Here is a 16,476-nt window from a genome sequence, read left to right on the forward strand (position 1 = left end):
GCCGGCGAGCCTGAGATTCGACTCCCTGCGCTGGCATTACCCAGATCAGGTTCGAGGGTCTGCGGCCGCCTCGCGGCACCCGCACTCTCAGCGCTGTGCGCTCCCCTGTCGGTTGTTTCCCGTCACGTTAACACCGGCTACCCTTGGTCGGCCTGCGTCAGTGAAGGGAATTACCTGCTGTGACGACCGCAGAGCGCGCGACCGATCAACGGGCGGAGACTGCGCCATCGCCTCCCGAGGATCCGCCCCGCCGCCGGCTTTTGGGTGACCGGGTGGGTTCGGTCGAGATCCTGGCGGTGCTGCTCGTCCTGCTCGTGCTCTTCCGGGGGCCCGTCGCCGACGCCATCTCCGACCCGCGCCTGCAGACCTGGACCACCGTCTTCGTGTCGGTGATGGTGCAGGCGGTGCCGTTCCTGGTCTTCGGCGTCGTGCTTTCGGCCATCATCGCCGTGTACGTGCCCCGCTCGTTCTGGGCCCGGGCGCTGCCCCGCCACCCCGCCCTCGCCGTACCGGTGGCGAGCTGCGCCGGCGTGGTGCTGCCCGGCTGCGAGTGCGGCGCCGTACCGATCGCCGGCTCGCTGATCCGCCGCGGCGTGACACCCGCCGCCGCCCTCGCCTTCCTGCTCGCCGCCCCGGCGATCAACCCGATCGTGCTGGCCGCCACGGCCGTCGCGTTTCCCAACAACCCGGAGATGGTGGTCGCCCGCGGCGTGGCCAGCCTGGTCGTCGCCATGATCATGGGTTGGCTCTGGCTCCGCCTCGGCAAGGCCGAGTGGATCCGGCTGCCGCACCGGCCCGACCTCGACGGCATGCCAAAGGGGCGGGCCTTCTGGGCCTCGGTACGGCACGACGTCGTGCACGCCGGCGGCTTCCTCGTGCTGGGCGCGATGGCCGCCGCCACCATCAACGTGGTGGTGCCCGAGCGCTGGCTGCAGACCCTCGCCGACAACCCGGTGCTCTCGGTGATCGCGCTCGCCGTCCTCGCCGTGCTGCTGTCGATCTGTTCGGAGGCAGACGCGTTCGTGGCCGCCTCGCTCTCCCAGTTCTCGCTCACGTCGCGGCTGGTCTTCCTGGTCGTCGGCCCGATGGTCGACCTCAAGCTCATCTCGATGCAGGCCGGCGTCTTCGGCCGCCGGTTCGCGTTCCGATTCGCCCCGGCGACGTTCGCGATCTGCGTCCTCGCCGGCGTAGCCGTAGGGGCGGTGATTCTGTGAGGGAGCGAGTTGGCGCGGCGGCGTCTGGACGGAGCTGCCCCGCCGACGTAGTCGGGGTTTCGGGGTGGCGGACGTCGCCTTCAGCGCCGCACGAGCGAGCGAACCAGGAGGCTCTGTGAACCGGCAGGCGCAGGCCGTGGTGATGCTGCTGTTCGGGGGAGCGATCGTCCGGGCGAGCGTGACCGACATGTACCTGCGGTACGTGAAGGAGTCGCTCCGGCCGTTCCTGATCGCGGCCGGGCTGGTGCTGATCGCGGCCGCGGTGATGACGCTCGTGCACGAGGTGCTCCGCCCGCGTGCCCGCGCCGGCGGCGACGACGCCGAGCCCGCCGACCACGGCCACGACCACGGTGACGGCAAGCCGCACCGCGAGCCCTGGGTGGCCTGGCTGCTCATCCTGCCGGTGCTGGGGCTGCTGCTGGTCGCCCCGCCGGCCCTCGGGTCGTACGCGGCGGGCCAGGCCGGCACCGCCCTCTCCAGCCAGCAGGCTTCCGACTACCCGCCGCTCCCGCCCGGCGACCCCGCGAAGATCAGCGTGCTCGACTACGCCTCCCGGGCGGTCTTCGACAAGGGCGTCTCGCTCGGCGACCGCACCGTGCAGCTGACCGGCTTCATCGCGCAGGGGCCCAACGGCGAGCCGATCCTGGCCCGGATCATCCTGAGCTGCTGCGCGGCCGACGGGCGCCCGATCAAGCTCGGCATGTCCGGCAACGCGCCGGCCGGGCTGGCCAGCGACACCTGGGTCGAGGTGGTCGGCAAGTACACCGACCGGACCGTCACCGACCCGGTCAACGAGGAGACCATCCCGTACATCGAGGTCGAGACCTGGACCCAGATCGACCCGCCCAAGCAGCAGTATGAGTGAACTGAGCGCGGACGGCTTCCTGCGCGTCGTCACCGGCACCGTCGAGCGCGTCTCGGCGAGCCAGCGGGAGGGGGTCCTGCGCGCCGCCGACCTGGTCGTCGCGGCGCTGCGGGCCGGCGGGGTGGTGCAGGCGTTCGGCAGCGGGCACTCCGAGGCGTTCGCGATGGAGGTCGCGGGGCGGGCCGGCGGGCTCGTGCCCACCAACCGCATCGCGCTGCGCGACCTGGTGCTCTTCGGCGGCGAGCCGGCGAGCGTGCTCGGGCCGATGCTGGAACGCGACCCGTCGGTGGCCCACCGGCTCTACGCGCTGGCCCCGATCCAGCCCGCCGACGTCTTCGTCATGTCGTCCAACTCCGGCGTCAACGGGTCCATCGTGGAGTTCGCCACGCTGGTCAAGGGGCGCGGGCACGGGTTGATCGCGGTCACCTCGCTGGCCCACTCGGCCGGCGTCGACTCGCGGCACCCGTCCGGGCGCAAACTCTCCGACATCGCCGACGTGGTGCTGGACAACGGCGCCCCGTACGGCGACGCCACCCTGGCGCTACCCGGCGGCGGCGCGGTCGGCGCGATCTCCTCGATCACCGCCGCGCTGCTCGCCCAGCAGGTGACGGTCGAGGTCGTACGCCGCATGGTCGAGGCGGGTGAGGCGCCCCCGGTCTACCTCTCCGCCAACGTCCCCGGCGGCGACGAGCACAACCACGAGCTCGAAGCCCGGTACGCCGGCCGCCTCCGCCGCGGCGCCTGATCCCGAAATCAGGGCTCACCACGTGAACATGCCAAGCTCCATCGCACGGACCAGCGCCCGACAGCGCTCCAGGGAACTGGGCCAGTCGCGCGCCTGTGACACCTTCAACCGCTGGTACAGCAGATCCTTCGCGATTCGGCCCAACGCGCGGCAAGCTCGGACATGCGAGTGCGGCCTGCGATGTCGGCTATGTCCGCACCGAGAAGGCGGATCTTCGGCCGGGCCGAACGGCATGAGATCGACATCCCCGCTCACCACCCGGTACCGGATCCCGGTGTCCCCAGCCAAGGGGAGGGTTTCGGTCAGCTCCTCGCACGCCCGCCAGTTCGCGACCGCCAACCCGAGGTCGATGTCGGTCGTGGCCCGGAGCGGGAATTCGTGTCCCAGCGCGCTCTGCAGGACGTCACGGCAACGCGCGCCGACGACCATCACGTCGTCCGCGCCCGGTCGCGTCGACTTCGCCAACAGTTCGGTGACCACGACGTCGACCAAGTCAAGCTGAGCGGGATCACATTTCGTCGGGTCGAGCATGATGTGCCCTCCAAGCCCGGCCGACCTCGCTGAGACGGGCGTCTCCGCTGGCCATGAGGTCGGCGTAGACGAGTGGCCACGGGGCGTTGCGCCCCTTTGTCGAGGGTCCTTCCTCGTCGCGAAGCGGCGAGACCCAGAACGCGCGATATCGGCCCCCTTGGCGGACTCGCTGCTGAGATAGACGGGCTGGTCGGGGTCCGGTCTACTGACGGGCCTGGACGGGTCGCCGGAATAGGTGGCGATCTCAAGCCGCCGCCCCAGCCCGGTCAGGTATGCGGCGGCCCAGTAATCGAGAAGCTCGTCGGTCCGATCCAACCTCTTCGACGCCGGGTCGAGGAAGCCGGACTGCTGGAGCTGCGCCAAGGCGTCGTGCGCCTGACCCACGGATACGCCGGCGGCGTGGGCGACCTCGCGGACCTTGCCAGCCGCGAGTGAGGCTGCGCTTCGCGAGGTCACCCGGCCACCGATGACCAGGAGAGGATGGGGGGCCTGGGCGCCGCAACGCGCACCACGGAAGTGAGGGTCAGCTCTTTCACGAGCACCGCGTAACGCGCGCTGGCACCCGCTCGCGACAGCGTGGCGATCGCGTCGACGTGCTGGGCCCGACGTTTCGGAGACTCGATTTCGAGATCGATGCCGAACTCGCGCAGGCGCTCCCGCGCGACCTCGATCAGATGATCTGCGGCGATGCTCATGACGTGACTCCACCTGTGTTCAGGTTTGGACTCCGTTCATGAGAACTGAACGTCTCCAAAAATTGAACAGCGCCTGAGCCGCCGGGGTTTGATCTTGGGGCGAGCGGGGCACTGACGGCGGCGTGCCGGAGACCGACAAGGAACGATACGAGCGGAACTTCGCCGATCTGCTGCAGGAGCTTCGGGTCGCGCAGACCGGCGTGCAGATCCTGTTCGCGTTCCTGCTGACGCTCCCGTTCAGCGCCGGCTTCGACGAGGTGAGCCAGTTTCAGAAGGACGTCTACGTCGTGGCGCTGCTCGCCTCGGCGGGCGCGGCCGCCGCGCTGATCGCGCCCGTGGCGTACCACCGGGTGCTCTTCCAGCGCGGCCGCAAGCCGGAACTGGTCCGTTCGGCGCACCGGATGGCGTCCGTCGGGCTCGTGTTCATGCTGGTCGCGATGGTGAGCGCGGTGCTGCTGATCACCGACTTCATCCTCGATCGCTGGGTGGCCTGGCTGCTGAGCGGTGTCACGGCCGCCTGGTTCGTGCTGCTGTGGCTCATCCTCCCCCTGCTGCGCCGCGAGGACCGCGACGAGGTAGCGGCCCCGAGCCGCGAGGACCGCGACGAGTCCGCGTCTCCGTCCGGCGAGTCCGCGTCTCCGCCGGGCGAGTCCGCGTCTCCGCCGGGCGAGTCCGCGGCTCCGCGTGGCGAGGGCCGCGGCGGGTCCGTCACCCCGTAGCGCGGCGACGGAGCCGAGACCGCCGCACGGCGGACAGCGACGAGATCGCCGCGCGGTAGCGACAAGACCGCGCGAAGACAGGACGGCACGACGATCGAGGCGAGAAACCTACCGCTGAGTAGTACCTGCGGGTAGCGTGGCAACAAGCCGATCCTCGTCAAGGGGGTGTGCCGTGACCGCGACCGTTTCGGAACAGCAGGCCAGGCAGGTCGCCGAGGCCGCGCGCGAGTCGGAGTGGCGTAAGCCCAGCTTCGGCAAGGAGCTCTTCCTGGGGCGTTTCCGGCTCGACCTGATCGACCCCTGGCCGACCCCGTCGCCGGAGTCCGTGGCCGACGCGGAGGAGTATCTGGCCAAGCTGGACGCGTACGTCCGGTCTGATGTAGACGGAGCGCGGATCGAGCGCGAGGCGCGGATCCCGGACGAGGTCTTCCACGGGCTGGCCGCGCTCGGCGCGTTCGGCATGAAGATCGACAAGAAGTACGGCGGGCTCGGGCTCTCCAATTTGCACTACTGCAAGGCGCTTACCCTCGCCGGCTCGGTAAACCCCTCGATCGGCGCGCTCCTCTCGGCGCACCAGTCGATCGGCGTACCGCAGCCGCTCAAGCTCTTCGGCACCGACGAGCAGAAGCGCACGTACCTGCCCCGGCTCGCCGGCGGCGAGGTCTCCGCGTTCCTGCTCACCGAGCCGGACGTCGGCTCCGACCCGGCGCGCCTCGGCACCACCGCCGAGCCGGTCGAGGGCGGGTACAGGCTCAACGGCGTCAAGCTCTGGGCCACCAACGGCACCGTCGCCACGCTGCTGGTCGTGATGGCGCGTGTGCCCGACAAGGGCATCACCGCGTTCGTGGTGGAGGGTGACAGCGAGGGGATCACGATCGAGCGGCGCAACGCCTTCCTCGGCCTGCGCGGCCTGGAAAACAGCTTGACCCGCTTCCACGACGTCTTCGTACCCGCCGAGAACGTCATCGGCGGCCTCGGTAAGGGCCTCAAGATCGCGCTGACCACCCTGAACACCGGCCGGCTCTCGCTCCCCGCCATGTGCGTCGGCGCCGGCAAGTGGTCGCTCAACGTGGCCCGGCAGTGGTCCGCGGAGCGGGTGCAGTGGGGGCGGCCGGTCGGCCAGCACGAGGCGGTCGCCAAGAAGATCGCGTTCATCGCCGCCACCACGTACGCGATGGAGTCCATGCTGGACCTCTCCTGCCTCATCGCCGACGACGACCGCAACGACATCCGGATCGAGGCCGCGCTGGTCAAGCTCTTCGCCAGCGAGATGGCGTGGCAGGTGGCCGACGAGCTGATCCAGATCCGCGGCGGCCGCGGGTACGAGACGGCCGACTCGCTGGCCGCCCGCGGCGAGCGCGCGGTCGAGGTCGAGCAGATCCTCCGCGACCTGCGGATCAACCGGATCTTCGAGGGATCCACCGAGATCATGCACCTGCTGATCGCCCGCGAGGCGGTCGACGCCCACCTCGCCGTCGCCGGCGACATCATCGACCCGGAGGCAAGCCTCGGGCGCAAGGCCCGCGCGGGCGCCAAGGCCGGCGCCTTCTACGCCAAGTGGCTGCCGACGCTCGCCGTCGGGCGAGGGCAGGTGCCCAACGGGTACGGCGAGTTCGGTCCGCTCGCCGCCCACCTGCGGTACGTGGAGCGCGCCTCCCGCAAGCTGGCCCGCTCGACGTTCTACGCGATGTCCCGCTGGCAGGGAAAGCTGGAGCGCAAGCAGGGCTTCCTCGGCCGGATCGTCGACATCGGCGCCGAGCTCTTCGCCATGTCGGCCGTCTGCGTGCGGGCCCGCGCCGAGCGCTCCACCCGGCCGGAAGGCGTCGAGCTGGCCGACCTCTTCTGCCGCCAGGCGCGGCTGCGGGCGGAGGCGCTCTTCGCCGCCCTGTGGGACAACACCGACTCCCTCGACACCAAGGTCGCCCGCCGCGTGCTGGAAGGACGCTACGAGTTCCTCGAAGACGGCATCGTGCCCCCACCGTCGGACGCCGCCTGGGTCGCGACCTGGGAGCCCGGCCCGTCCGCGGCCGAAGACGTCCGCCGCCGCATCCCACCCCCATGACCCAGAGACTTTGAGCTACCGCGACGTCCGCCGTGGTCCAGACCGTTGTGCGGGGTCCCCGGGGAACGTGGAGCGCAGCGGAGCGTTTTCTTGGGGTGCGTTCCCGCGGCCGCACCCTCCGCCGTTGGTCGGCCCGGGCTGATCGTGGTATCCCGGTGCCCCGCTGGGGGCACCTGAGTACCACGATCTCAACGACCGCCCGGCGCTCGTCGGGAAGGCCGGACCGTCCCAGCAGATCGTGGTACGGATCCGCCCGCCCGAGGGCACCTGCGTACCACGATCTCGACCACCCCGCCCAGTAGTGATCGCCGCCTGGGCCGGGCGGCGGGCTGACGCTCCCGAGCGCGCCAGGCTCACAGCCTTGATCGACTAGCGTGAGTGGCATTGTCCAGACCGTTGTGCGGGGTCCCCGGGGAAACGTGGAGCGCAGCGGAGCGTTTTCTTGGGGGTGCGTTCCCGCGGCCTTACCCTCCGCGTTGGCTGCGGTTACCCCACTACACCGCCGCGTGGTTGCCGGGGTGCCCCGTCTGTGCGGGCAGCTCCAGAGCTCCGCGCGCACACGCCTGTGCCGCTGCCGATGCCCTCCACGTTCCCCGGGGACCCCGCGCATGCGGTCCGCAGCTGAGGCGGACCGGGGTAAGTCAGGCGCGTAGACCCAGGCCTTTGAGCTCCAGGGCGGCGAGTGCCCGCAGGGTGTCCTCGTCGCCGCGGCGCCAGGCCTGGGCGACGTCGGGGTCGATTTTCGTCAGCTTGCGGAGCGGCTGGGTGGCCAGGGCGCGCAGGGCCAGGAGGTCGCGGCCGGCGGGGGCCGAGCGGAGGGTGGCCGCGGCGCCGGCGCGGCGGATCCAGCGTACGCGCAACGGGAGCCACACGAAGAGCACCAGCCCGAGCGGAAACACCAGCAGGCCGAGGGAGAGGGCGAGCGCCAGGTCGTTGACCACGTCCTGTTGCTGCTGCCCGGCGCCGGCCAGGGAGCGGGCGGCGTCGGCGGCGCCGTTGAAGGGCGCGGTCAGCTCGTCGCCCACGATCGGTACCCGGTTGATTTTGCCGCCCACATCGGACAGACCGTCGGCGAGCCCGGTGCCGGCACCCTCCAGCCGCTGCCCCGGTACGGCGAGCTTCTGCACCAGGTCGTGCAGCCACATCGCGGCCCGGACGGCGGCGTACACCCAGGCGACGACGAGCAGATCGGTGACCAGTTGGCGGGCGGCGGCGGGGGCGCGATCGGCGTAAATCTTCACGGGATCAGCGTCTCGCACCGCCTGCAAGATCACCCGGTGCGGGTGGCGCACTCCGGGCAGGTGCCGAAGATCTCCAGGGTGTGGCTCACGCCGACGAAACCGTGCTGCGCCGCCACCCGCTCGGCCCAGCTCTCCACCGCCGGGCCCTCGACCTCGACCGTGCGGCCGCACGAGCGGCAGACCAGGTGGTGGTGATGGCCTTCGCTGCACCGGCGGTACAGGTGCTCGCCGCCCGGTGGCCGCATCACGTCGACCTCGCCGGAGTCGGCCAGGCCCTGCAGCGTGCGGTAGACCGTGGTCAGGCCGACCCGCTCACCCCGCTCGCGGAGCATCGCGTGCAGCTCCTGCGCGCTGTGGAAGCCCTCCACCTCGCCCAGCAGCGAGCTGACGGCGGTGCGCTGGCGGGTGTTGCGGACCGCCGCCCCGGTCCCCTCGTCGATGCTCACCGTATCTCCTTGATCGCTCGCTCACCGCCGTCGTGAGCCGACGCCGCCGGGCTCTGCCGGCGGGCTCGCTCTGCTCGCTTCGGCCCTGGCTGCCGGCTCAATCCGGGCTGGTCGCTCCGCGCCCGGCTCCGGGTTGAGCCAGCCGCGGGCCAGGCTCCCTCACGTGTACCTCCCGTGCGTGGCTGACGGCGTCGGCCACGATGTGCGCGATGTGCTCGTCGACCAGCGTGTACGCGATCTCGCGGCCGCGCCGGGAGCCCCGCACCACGCCGGCGCCCCGCAGGACGCGCAGGTGCTGGGAGACCAGCGGCTGCGGAGCGCCGAGCTTGTCGACCAGCTCGTGCACGCACCGCTCACCGCCGGCGAGCTCGGTGACGATCGCCACCCGGATAGGCGCGGACAGAGCGCGGAGCAACTCGCCCGCACCCTCGTACGCCTCGTATCCGGCCGTCGTGGTCACCCCGCAACCGTAGTCCAAACGAGGGCGGTCAGCGTTCGAGGACCACGTCCGGGGGCTCCACGTCGGCGGTTTGGGGGAACGCCTGGACCCGGCGGCGCAGCAGCCGCCAGGCCGCCGCCCCGGCGGCGATCGCGACGAAGCCGCCGATGGCCAGCACCACGATCGTCGCGCCGGCCGCGGTGTCCGCCTCGCCGGCCAGCCACACGCCGACGCCGGCGGAGAGCACACCCAGCCCCATCGCGAGCGCCATCGTGCCCCGGAAGCCCCGCGTCACCTGCTGCGCCGCCGCCACCGGTACCACCATCAGCGCGCTGACCAGCAGCAGCCCGACGGTACGCATGGCGATCGTGACGGTGACCGCGGCGGTGACCGCGATCAGCACGTTGAGCGTGCGGACCGGCAGGCCGGAGACGCGCGCGTACTCCTCGTCGTGGCAGATCGCGAACAGCGCCGGGCGCAGCAGCAGCATCGCGGCGAGCACCGCCGCGCCCAGCACGACGATCACGACCAGGTCGTCGCGGGAGGTGGTGGTGAGCGAGCCGAAGAGGTACGCCATGAGGTTGGCGTTGCTACGGTTGCTGGAGAGGCCGACGAGCATCACGCCGCCCGCGATGCCGCCGTAGAAGAGCAGCGCGAGGGCCTGGTCGCCGGAGGTGCGGCCGCGCTCGCGGAGCAGCTCGATCGCGACGGCGCCGACCGTGGAGACGATCACGGCGGTGAGCACGGGGGAACGGTCGAGCAGCAGCCCCACCCCGACCCCGGTGAGCGCCACGTGGCCGATGCCGTCGCCGATCAGGGACATCCGCCGCTGCACCAGGTAGATGCCGAGCGCGGGCGCGGACAGCCCGATCACGAGCGCGCCGATCAGCGCCCGGACCATGAAGTCGTACTGGAACATGCTCACGGCTGAAACACCCCGTGCGGCGCCGGATGCTCGTGCGGGTGGACGTGGTCGTGGCCGGGCAGGGCGTGGTGGCCCGCCGGGGGAGGGCACGCGCCGTCGTGCGCGATCCGTCCATCGTGTACGACCACGGCGCGCCCCACCAGCGGCTGCAGCGGCCCGAGCTCGTGCGCGACCAGCAGCACCGTCCCGCCGCCGGCCACGAACCCGCGCAGCGCCTCCGCGAACGCCTCCTGGCTGGCCGCGTCGACCCCGGCCGTGGGCTCGTCGAGCACCAGCAGCTCGGGCTCGCCGGCGAGCGCGCGGGCGATCAGCGTGCGCTGCTGCTGCCCACCGGAGAGGGTGGCGACCGGGTCGGCGGCCCGCCCGGCGAGGCCCACGGCGTCGAGCGCGGCGGCCACGGCGGCCCGGTCGGCGGCGCCGGGCGGGCGGAGCACACCGCGGCGGGCCAAGCGGCCGGAGGCGACGACCTCGCGCACCGTGGCGGGCACGCCGCTGCCAGCGCCGATCCGCTGCGGCACGTACCCGATCCGGTGCCACTGCCGGAAGCGGCGCAGCGGCGTGCCGAAGAGCGAGACGGTGCCGGCCCGGAGCGGGATCAGCCCGAGGACCGCGCGGATCAGGGTGGACTTGCCCGAACCGTTCGCACCCAGGATCGCCACCACCTCGCCGGCGGTGACGCGGAGCGAGACGTCACGCAGGACGGGGCGGTCGCCGTAAGCGACCACCCCGTGCGAGACGTCCACGACGTTCGTATCGCTCACGTGCTACAGCCCAGCGCCGGCTCGAGGGTCGCGAGGTTTTTCCGCATCACCGAAAAGTAGTCGTCCGAGCTGCCCGGCTGCAGCCCCTCGATCGGATCGAGCACCGCGGTCTTCGCCCCGACCTCGTTCGCGATGGTCTCGGCCACCTTCGGGCTCACCAGCGTCTCGAAGAAGATCGTGGTCGCCTTGTGCTCACGCGCCTCGGTGGCCACCTCGGCCAGCCGCTGCGGGGAGGGCTCGTCCTCGGGGGTGAGGCCGGTGATGCCGATCTGCTCCAGGTCGTACCGGTCGGCCAGGTACCCGAACGCGGAGTGGCTGGTCACGATCTCCCGCCGCTGGCAGGTCTTCAGCCCCGCCGCGTACTCCTTGTCCAGCGTGTCCAGGTCGGTCCGCAAGGTCGCCGCGCGGGCCGTGTAGTCGGCGGCGTGGTCGGGGTCGGCCTGGCCGAGCCGCTCGGCGACCTTCTCGCCGATGGTGGCCAGGCGGGTGGGGTCGAGCCAGACGTGCGGGTCCTTGCCGCCCGCCGCCTCCTCGTGCTCTTCCTCCTCGGCGCCGGCCTCCTCGCCCTCGTGCTCGTGGCCCGCCGTGGCGTCCAGCAGCGGCACGGCGGTCGACACGTCGAACGCCCGGTCGCCGCCCTGCTGCTCCACCGCCTCGTCGACGGCCGGCTGGAAGCCCTTGAGGTAGACGACCACCTTTGCGTCGGCGATCTGGGCGACCTGGTCGGCGTTGAGCTCCAGGTCGTGCGGCTCGGCGCCGGGCTTGGCGAGGTTGGTCACGCTCACGGCGTCGCCGCCGACCCGCTCGGCGACGAACTGCAGCGGGTAGAAGGCGGCCACGACGTCGAGCTTGCCGGCGACGGCACCGGTGTCCGAAGAGGCGTCGTCACCGCAGGCGGTCAGCGCGCCGAGCGCGAGGGCGGCGGCAGCGGCAGTGGCGAGGAAGGCCCGAGGGGTGGGGCGGTTACGCATAACCCCTACTCTCCGCCGAGATGACAATGATTGTCAAAAGCGCATGGGTCGATGCCCGTTGTTGCCTTTCCTGTGATCGAAGCTCCCGCCATGTCGCTAGAACGACGTGAAGGGAGCTTCGATCACAGGATCTTGAACAGTGCCGCCACGAGTAGCAGGCCCAGCATGATCACCCGGATCGACCGGGTCCGCGGCGCGGTCACCGGCCAGGTGCGGCTCATCAGGTAGACCATCCCGGCGGCCAGCGCGAGCAGCACCACCCCGCCGAACGCCCCGGGCGCGAAGAGGCCGACGAGCACCACGACCAGCGCACCGAGGAACGCGGCGGTCGGGTTGATCCGGGCCAGCCGGGCGTCACGCGTACCCTTCATGGATTCAACTCTAAGGAGGCGCGCGTGCTGGTCATGAACCGGTTCGTGGTCGAGGAGGACGCGGCCGGGTCGTTCACCGAGCGGGCCCACGCCGCGCTGGCCGCCCTCGCCGCACGCCCCGGCTACCTGCGCGGGCGGCTCACCCGCTCGCTCGACGAGCCGTCGTACTGGTGCCTGGTCACCGAGTGGGAGTCGGTCGGCACGTACCGGCGGGCGCTCGGCGCGTTCGACGTGAAGGTGTACGCGACACCCCTGCTCGCCGAGTCGCTCGACGAGCCCTCGGCGTACGAGGCGCTGGCCGAGGCCACGCCCGGCGGCGAGGTGAGCACCGCCCGCAGCGACCGGGCGGCCGATCCGGGCCGGTGATGAGGCGGGCGCGCACTACGCTTGCCGTCATGACGCTGGCAGCCGGCGCACCCTCGCCCACCGACGCGCCACCGCCACCGCCCGGCCCGGGCGTGACGCCGCCGTTCGCGGCACCGCCCACCGAGGGGCGCAACGCCCGCATGTGGCTCTCCCTCGGCATCGCCGGCCTGGCCGCGGTGCTCTGCTGCGGCGCCGGCGGCACGGCACTGGTCGGGCTCGTCATCACCCAGGCGGAGTCGCTCAACGAGCAGGCCGACACGATCGTCGGCGACTACTTCGACGCGCTCGCCGAGGGGAAGTACGAGGACGCGTACGAGCTGCTCTGCGACGACCTGCAGCGCGACGAGACGCCGGCCCAGTTCACCGCGCGGGTGACGCGCGAGCCGCGGGTCACGTCGTACCAGGTGGGCGACGTCAACCTGACCGACCTGACCGTGCCGACCGACGTGACGTACGCGACCGGCGGGCGAGACCGGCTGGAGATCACGCTGGCCCAGGACTCGGGCACCGGCCAGTTCGAGGTGTGCGGCATCGCGGGGTAATCTGCTGGGGTTTGGGCCGCCGGTAACCGTACGGTGGCGGTAGCCGTTGTAAGTCCCGTCCGTAACCTCTTCTCACTGGTCCCCGCCGACCGCCAGCCGGCGCAGGAGGAAATCACATGCCAGCCGACCGCATCGACGCCGTTGTCAGCCTCGCCAAGCGCCGGGGCTTCGTCTTCCCCTCCAGCGAGATCTACGGGGGCACCCGGTCGGCCTGGGACTACGGCCCGCTCGGCGTGGAGTTGAAGGAAAACGTCCGCCGCCAGTGGTGGCGCACGATGGTCCAGCAGCGCGACGACATCGTGGGCATCGACTCCGCCGTGATCCTGGCCACGGACGTGTGGGCCGCGTCGGGCCACCTCGAAGCGTTCGTCGACCCGCTGACCGAGTGCGTCTCCTGCCACAAGCGCTTCCGGGCCGACCACCTGGAGGAGGCGTTCGAGGCCAAGCACGGCCGCCCGCCGGCCGGCCTGTCCGAGATCAACTGCCCCAACTGCGGCAACAAGGGCACCTTCACCGAGCCGCGCATGTTCAACGGCCTGATGAAGACCTACCTCGGCCCGGTCGAGAGCGAGGAGGGCCTGCACTACCTGCGGCCCGAGACCGCCCAGGGCATCTTCGTCAACTACCGCAACGTGGAGACCTCCGCGCGCAAGAAGCCGCCGTTCGGCATCGCGCAGGTCGGCAAGTCGTTCCGCAACGAGATCACCCCGGGCAACTTCATCTTCCGCACCCGCGAGTTCGAGCAGATGGAGATGGAGTTCTTCGTCGAGCCCGGCACCGACGAGCAGTGGCACGAGTACTGGTTGCAGGAGCGCTGGAACTGGTACATCGACCTCGGCCTCTCCCCGGACAACCTGCGCTTCTACGAGCACCCGAAGGAGAAGCTGTCGCACTACTCGAAGCGGACGGTCGACATCGAGTACCGCTTCCAGTTCGGCGGCACGGACTTCTCCGAGCTGGAGGGCATCGCCAACCGCACCGACTTCGACCTCACCACGCACAGCAAGCACTCCGGCGTCGACCTGTCCTACTTCGACCAGGAAAAGCAGGAGCGCTGGGTGCCGTACGTGATCGAGCCGGCCGCCGGCCTCACCCGCGCGGTGCTCGCCTTCCTCCTCGAGGCGTACGACGAGGACGAGGCGCCCAACACCAAGGGTGGCGTCGACAAGCGCACGGTGCTCCGTTTCGACCCGCGGCTGGCGCCCATCAAGGTCGCGGTGCTCCCGCTCTCGCGCAACCCCGAGCTCTCGCCCAAGGCCCGCGAGCTGGCCGCCACGCTGCGCAAGCGGTGGATCGTGGAGTTCGACGACTCGCAGGCGATCGGCCGCCGCTACCGCCGCCAGGACGAGATTGGCACCCCGTTCTGCGTCACCGTCGACTTCGACACGCTGCAGGACGACGCCGTGACGGTCCGCGACCGCGACACCATGCGGCAGGAGCGGGTGCCGCTGGACCAGGTGGAGCGCTACCTGATCGACCGCCTCCCCGGCTGCTGACCCCCAAGATCGATTCTCCGGACCGGACTACCGCGACACCCGCCTCGCCCTCCGCGGTCCCACAAGCAGATCTTGGAGAGTTAGGGCGGCTATAGGTGCCCCAACTCTCCAAGATCTGCGCGATGGCGGGCGGGCGTGCGCGGCGGAGGGTGAGGCCGCGGGAACGCACCCCAAGAAACGCTCCGCTGCGCTCCACGTTTCCCCCGGGGCCCCCGCGCAACGGTCTGGACCACCGCGGACGTCGCGGTAGCTCGAACGTGGTCGAGGCGGGGTCAGAAGGTGAAGCCGCCGGGGCGGCGGTTGCGGTCTGCGATCAGGCCGGCGAGCGTGGCCAGGGCGATCTCGGCCGGGGTCTTGGAGCCGATGTTGAGGCCGATCGGGCGGTGGATCCGGGCGATGGCCTCGTCGTCGACGCCGAGGCTCCGGAGCGCCTCGACGTGCGGCGCGGTGTGGCGCTTGGCGCCCATGACGCCGATCCAGCGCGCCTTGCTGTCGAGCGCGTCGCGCAGCATGGTGCCCAGCTCCGGGCGGTCGTGGTCGGTGACGACCACGTCGGTGTGCTCGTCGAGGCCGGCCGCGCTCACGCTGGCCACCGTCTGGTCGCCGTGTGGCTTGGGGGTGCCGGCCAGCAGCCGCGGCTGGGGCTCCACGAGCACCGTGCGGTAGCCCAGGTCGGCGGCGAAGCGGATCAGGTGCTCGGCGACGGGCGACTCGAAGACGGCGACGAGCGTGCGCGGCCCATGATCGGGCGGAAGGTCGCCCTGTGCAGTGGCGCACGCCGGATCGGGTGTGGTCACCAACCCAAACTACCCTGGTTGCCGTGACTGGAACGTTGACGTTGGGTCGGCACGTGATCGACCCGCCCGTGGTGCTGGCGCCGATGGCCGGCATCACCAACGTGGCGTTCCGCCAGCTCTGCCGGGAGTACGGCGCGGGCCTCTACGTCTGCGAGATGATCACGACGGTGGCCCTGCATCACCGCAATCCGAAGACGGAACGGCTGATCCAGTTCGGGGCCGGCGAGCACCCGCGCAGCATGCAGCTCTACGGCGTCGACCCGGAGATCACGGCGAAGGCCGTGCGCCGGGTGGTGGACGAGGGGTTGGCCGACCACATCGACCTCAACTTCGGGTGCAGCGTCAAGAAGATCACCAGCAAGGGCGGCGGCTCGGCGATCCCGTGGAAGCGGCGGCTCTTCGGCGCGATCGTGCGCGCGGCGGTCGACAACGCCGCCGGGCTGCCGGTCACCGTCAAGATGCGCAAGGGCATTGACGACGATCACCTGACCTACGTCGAGGCGGGGCTGACCGCGCAGGACGCCGGTGTCGCCTGGGTCGCTCTCCACGCGCGTACCGCCGCGCAGCGCTACTCCGGCGCCGCCGACTGGGCGGCGATCGCCACGCTCAAGCAGGCGCTCGACGTGCCGGTGCTGGGCAACGGTGACATCTGGGAGGCCGACGACGCCCTGCGCATGGTGGCCGAGACCGGCTGTGACGGTGTCGTGGTCGGGCGGGGCTGCCTGGGCCGCCCATGGCTCTTCGCCGACCTGGCCGCCGGGTTCGCCGGCCGCTCCGAGCGCGTACTGCCGACGCTGGGCGAGGTCGCCCGGATCATGCGTCGCCACGCCGAGCTGCTGGTCGACTGGTGGGGCGCCGAGCGGGAGGCGGTCACCGACTTTCGCAAGCACGTCGCCTGGTACCTGAAGGGCTTTCCGGTCGGCGCCGAGCTGCGCCGCTCGATGGCGATGGCCTCGTCCTTGGCCGAGCTCGACGACCTGCTGGGCAAGGTCGACGCGGGCGAGCCGTTTCCGACGGACGTCCTGGGCCAGCCGCGCGGCCGCACCAACGCGCCGGCCCGGGTCGTCCTGCCGTACGGGTGGCTCGACGACCGCGACTCCGAGGCCGTCCCGGACGACGCCGAACACGACGACTCCGGCGGCTGACGCGCGAAACTGCGCATGGGATCGTTCCCAGAAACGGGCGTGAACGTCACACCCCTGGCAGGTGTGCGCATGGTCACCGAACCCTCCCGAGACGTGGCGTATCTCGCTTAACCTTCGCCCACCATTGGGTACTAAACCCTCTTGG

General features: G+C 71.3%; 19 protein-coding genes and 1 riboswitch. Of the genes, 9 read left to right on the forward strand and 10 right to left on the reverse strand.

What is annotated here, in order from left to right:
• Positions 1–5: 5 nt before the first annotated feature.
• Positions 6–117: riboswitch (TPP riboswitch) on the reverse strand.
• A 143-nt stretch (positions 118–260) separates the two neighbouring features.
• The 3 genes from RB614_RS00330 to RB614_RS00340 all read left to right on the forward strand — a co-directional run bounded on the left by RB614_RS00330 (position 261) and on the right by RB614_RS00340 (position 2,824).
• Complete coding sequence (locus RB614_RS00330; RefSeq protein ID WP_308710514.1) at positions 261–1,214, forward strand: permease; 954 nt, start codon at positions 261–263, stop codon at positions 1,212–1,214.
• 115 nt (positions 1,215–1,329) lie between these two features.
• A complete protein-coding gene (locus RB614_RS00335; protein WP_308710236.1) occupies positions 1,330–2,079 on the forward strand; it encodes a TIGR03943 family putative permease subunit in 750 nt (249 codons plus the stop codon).
• Positions 2,072–2,824 (forward strand): sugar isomerase domain-containing protein, encoded by a 753-nt coding sequence (locus RB614_RS00340; RefSeq protein ID WP_308710237.1) that lies wholly within the window; start codon positions 2,072–2,074, stop codon positions 2,822–2,824. Before RB614_RS00335 ends, RB614_RS00340 begins: the two co-directional genes overlap by 8 nt.
• 15 nt (positions 2,825–2,839) lie before the next feature.
• On the opposite strand, the gene RB614_RS00345 is transcribed toward RB614_RS00340, so the two are convergent.
• Positions 2,840–3,811, reverse strand: coding sequence for a hypothetical protein (locus RB614_RS00345; RefSeq protein WP_308710238.1), 972 nt, complete (start codon positions 3,809–3,811; stop codon positions 2,840–2,842).
• On the reverse strand, positions 3,808–4,050 hold the full coding sequence (locus RB614_RS00350) for a hypothetical protein (protein WP_308710239.1): 243 nt from the start codon (positions 4,048–4,050) through the stop codon (positions 3,808–3,810). Before RB614_RS00350 ends, RB614_RS00345 begins: the two co-directional genes overlap by 4 nt.
• Before the next feature lie 122 nt (positions 4,051–4,172).
• Between RB614_RS00350 and RB614_RS00355 the strand changes: the two genes are divergently transcribed.
• Both RB614_RS00355 and RB614_RS00360 read left to right on the forward strand, forming a co-directional pair.
• On the forward strand, positions 4,173–4,769 hold the full coding sequence (locus RB614_RS00355; RefSeq protein WP_308710240.1) for a DUF6328 family protein: 597 nt from the start codon (positions 4,173–4,175) through the stop codon (positions 4,767–4,769).
• 136 nt (positions 4,770–4,905) lie between these two features.
• The gene (locus tag RB614_RS00360; RefSeq protein WP_428982886.1) at positions 4,906–6,831 is read left to right on the forward strand and encodes an acyl-CoA dehydrogenase family protein; all 1,926 of its coding nucleotides are present in this window, start codon (positions 4,906–4,908) and stop codon (positions 6,829–6,831) included.
• Between the two features lie 641 nt (positions 6,832–7,472).
• Here the strand turns inward: RB614_RS00360 and RB614_RS00365 are convergent.
• The 7 genes from RB614_RS00365 to RB614_RS00395 form a co-directional block, all read right to left on the reverse strand.
• Positions 7,473–8,072: a hypothetical protein gene (locus tag RB614_RS00365; protein WP_308710242.1), complete on the reverse strand. Its 600-nt coding sequence runs from the start codon at positions 8,070–8,072 to the stop codon at positions 7,473–7,475.
• A gap of 29 nt (positions 8,073–8,101) precedes the next feature.
• Complete coding sequence (locus tag RB614_RS00370; RefSeq protein WP_308710515.1) at positions 8,102–8,512, reverse strand: Fur family transcriptional regulator; 411 nt, start codon at positions 8,510–8,512, stop codon at positions 8,102–8,104.
• Positions 8,513–8,615: 103 nt separating this feature from the next.
• Positions 8,616–8,978: an ArsR/SmtB family transcription factor gene (locus RB614_RS00375; protein ID WP_308710243.1), complete on the reverse strand. Its 363-nt coding sequence runs from the start codon at positions 8,976–8,978 to the stop codon at positions 8,616–8,618.
• Positions 8,979–9,006: 28 nt separating this feature from the next.
• Entirely contained in the window at positions 9,007–9,882 is an 876-nt protein-coding gene (locus tag RB614_RS00380) for a metal ABC transporter permease (RefSeq protein WP_308710244.1), read from the reverse strand.
• Positions 9,879–10,625, reverse strand: coding sequence for a metal ABC transporter ATP-binding protein (locus tag RB614_RS00385; protein WP_428982893.1), 747 nt, complete (start codon positions 10,623–10,625; stop codon positions 9,879–9,881). Before RB614_RS00385 ends, RB614_RS00380 begins: the two co-directional genes overlap by 4 nt.
• A gap of 14 nt (positions 10,626–10,639) precedes the next feature.
• A complete protein-coding gene (locus tag RB614_RS00390; RefSeq protein ID WP_308710247.1) occupies positions 10,640–11,614 on the reverse strand; it encodes a metal ABC transporter substrate-binding protein in 975 nt (324 codons plus the stop codon).
• Positions 11,615–11,736: 122 nt separating this feature from the next.
• Positions 11,737–11,985, reverse strand: a complete 249-nt coding sequence (locus RB614_RS00395) for a DUF6703 family protein (RefSeq protein WP_308710248.1) — start codon at positions 11,983–11,985, stop codon at positions 11,737–11,739.
• A gap of 24 nt (positions 11,986–12,009) precedes the next feature.
• Here RB614_RS00395 and RB614_RS00400 point away from each other — a divergent pair, with 24 nt between their 5' ends.
• From RB614_RS00400 to RB614_RS00410, 3 genes are all read left to right on the forward strand, one after another.
• Complete coding sequence (locus RB614_RS00400; protein WP_308710249.1) at positions 12,010–12,351, forward strand: antibiotic biosynthesis monooxygenase family protein; 342 nt, start codon at positions 12,010–12,012, stop codon at positions 12,349–12,351.
• Positions 12,352–12,380: 29 nt separating this feature from the next.
• Positions 12,381–12,893 carry a hypothetical protein gene (locus RB614_RS00405; protein ID WP_308710250.1) on the forward strand — a complete coding sequence of 171 codons (513 nt, stop codon included), beginning with the start codon at positions 12,381–12,383 and terminating at the stop codon, positions 12,891–12,893.
• Between the two features lie 116 nt (positions 12,894–13,009).
• Positions 13,010–14,389: a glycine--tRNA ligase gene (locus tag RB614_RS00410; protein ID WP_308710251.1), complete on the forward strand. Its 1,380-nt coding sequence runs from the start codon at positions 13,010–13,012 to the stop codon at positions 14,387–14,389.
• A gap of 272 nt (positions 14,390–14,661) precedes the next feature.
• Here RB614_RS00410 and RB614_RS00415 read toward each other — a convergent pair whose 3' ends face one another.
• Positions 14,662–15,186 carry an XdhC family protein gene (locus RB614_RS00415; protein WP_308710252.1) on the reverse strand — a complete coding sequence of 175 codons (525 nt, stop codon included), beginning with the start codon at positions 15,184–15,186 and terminating at the stop codon, positions 14,662–14,664.
• Between the two features lie 23 nt (positions 15,187–15,209).
• Between RB614_RS00415 and dusB the strand changes: the two genes are divergently transcribed.
• The gene (gene dusB / locus RB614_RS00420; RefSeq protein ID WP_308710253.1) at positions 15,210–16,331 is read left to right on the forward strand and encodes a tRNA dihydrouridine synthase DusB; all 1,122 of its coding nucleotides are present in this window, start codon (positions 15,210–15,212) and stop codon (positions 16,329–16,331) included.
• The last annotated feature ends 145 nt before the right edge of the window (positions 16,332–16,476 follow it).

The organism is Phytohabitans maris (genome assembly GCF_031085175.1).
GTDB classification, from domain to species: Bacteria; Actinomycetota; Actinomycetes; order Mycobacteriales; family Micromonosporaceae; genus Phytohabitans; species Phytohabitans maris.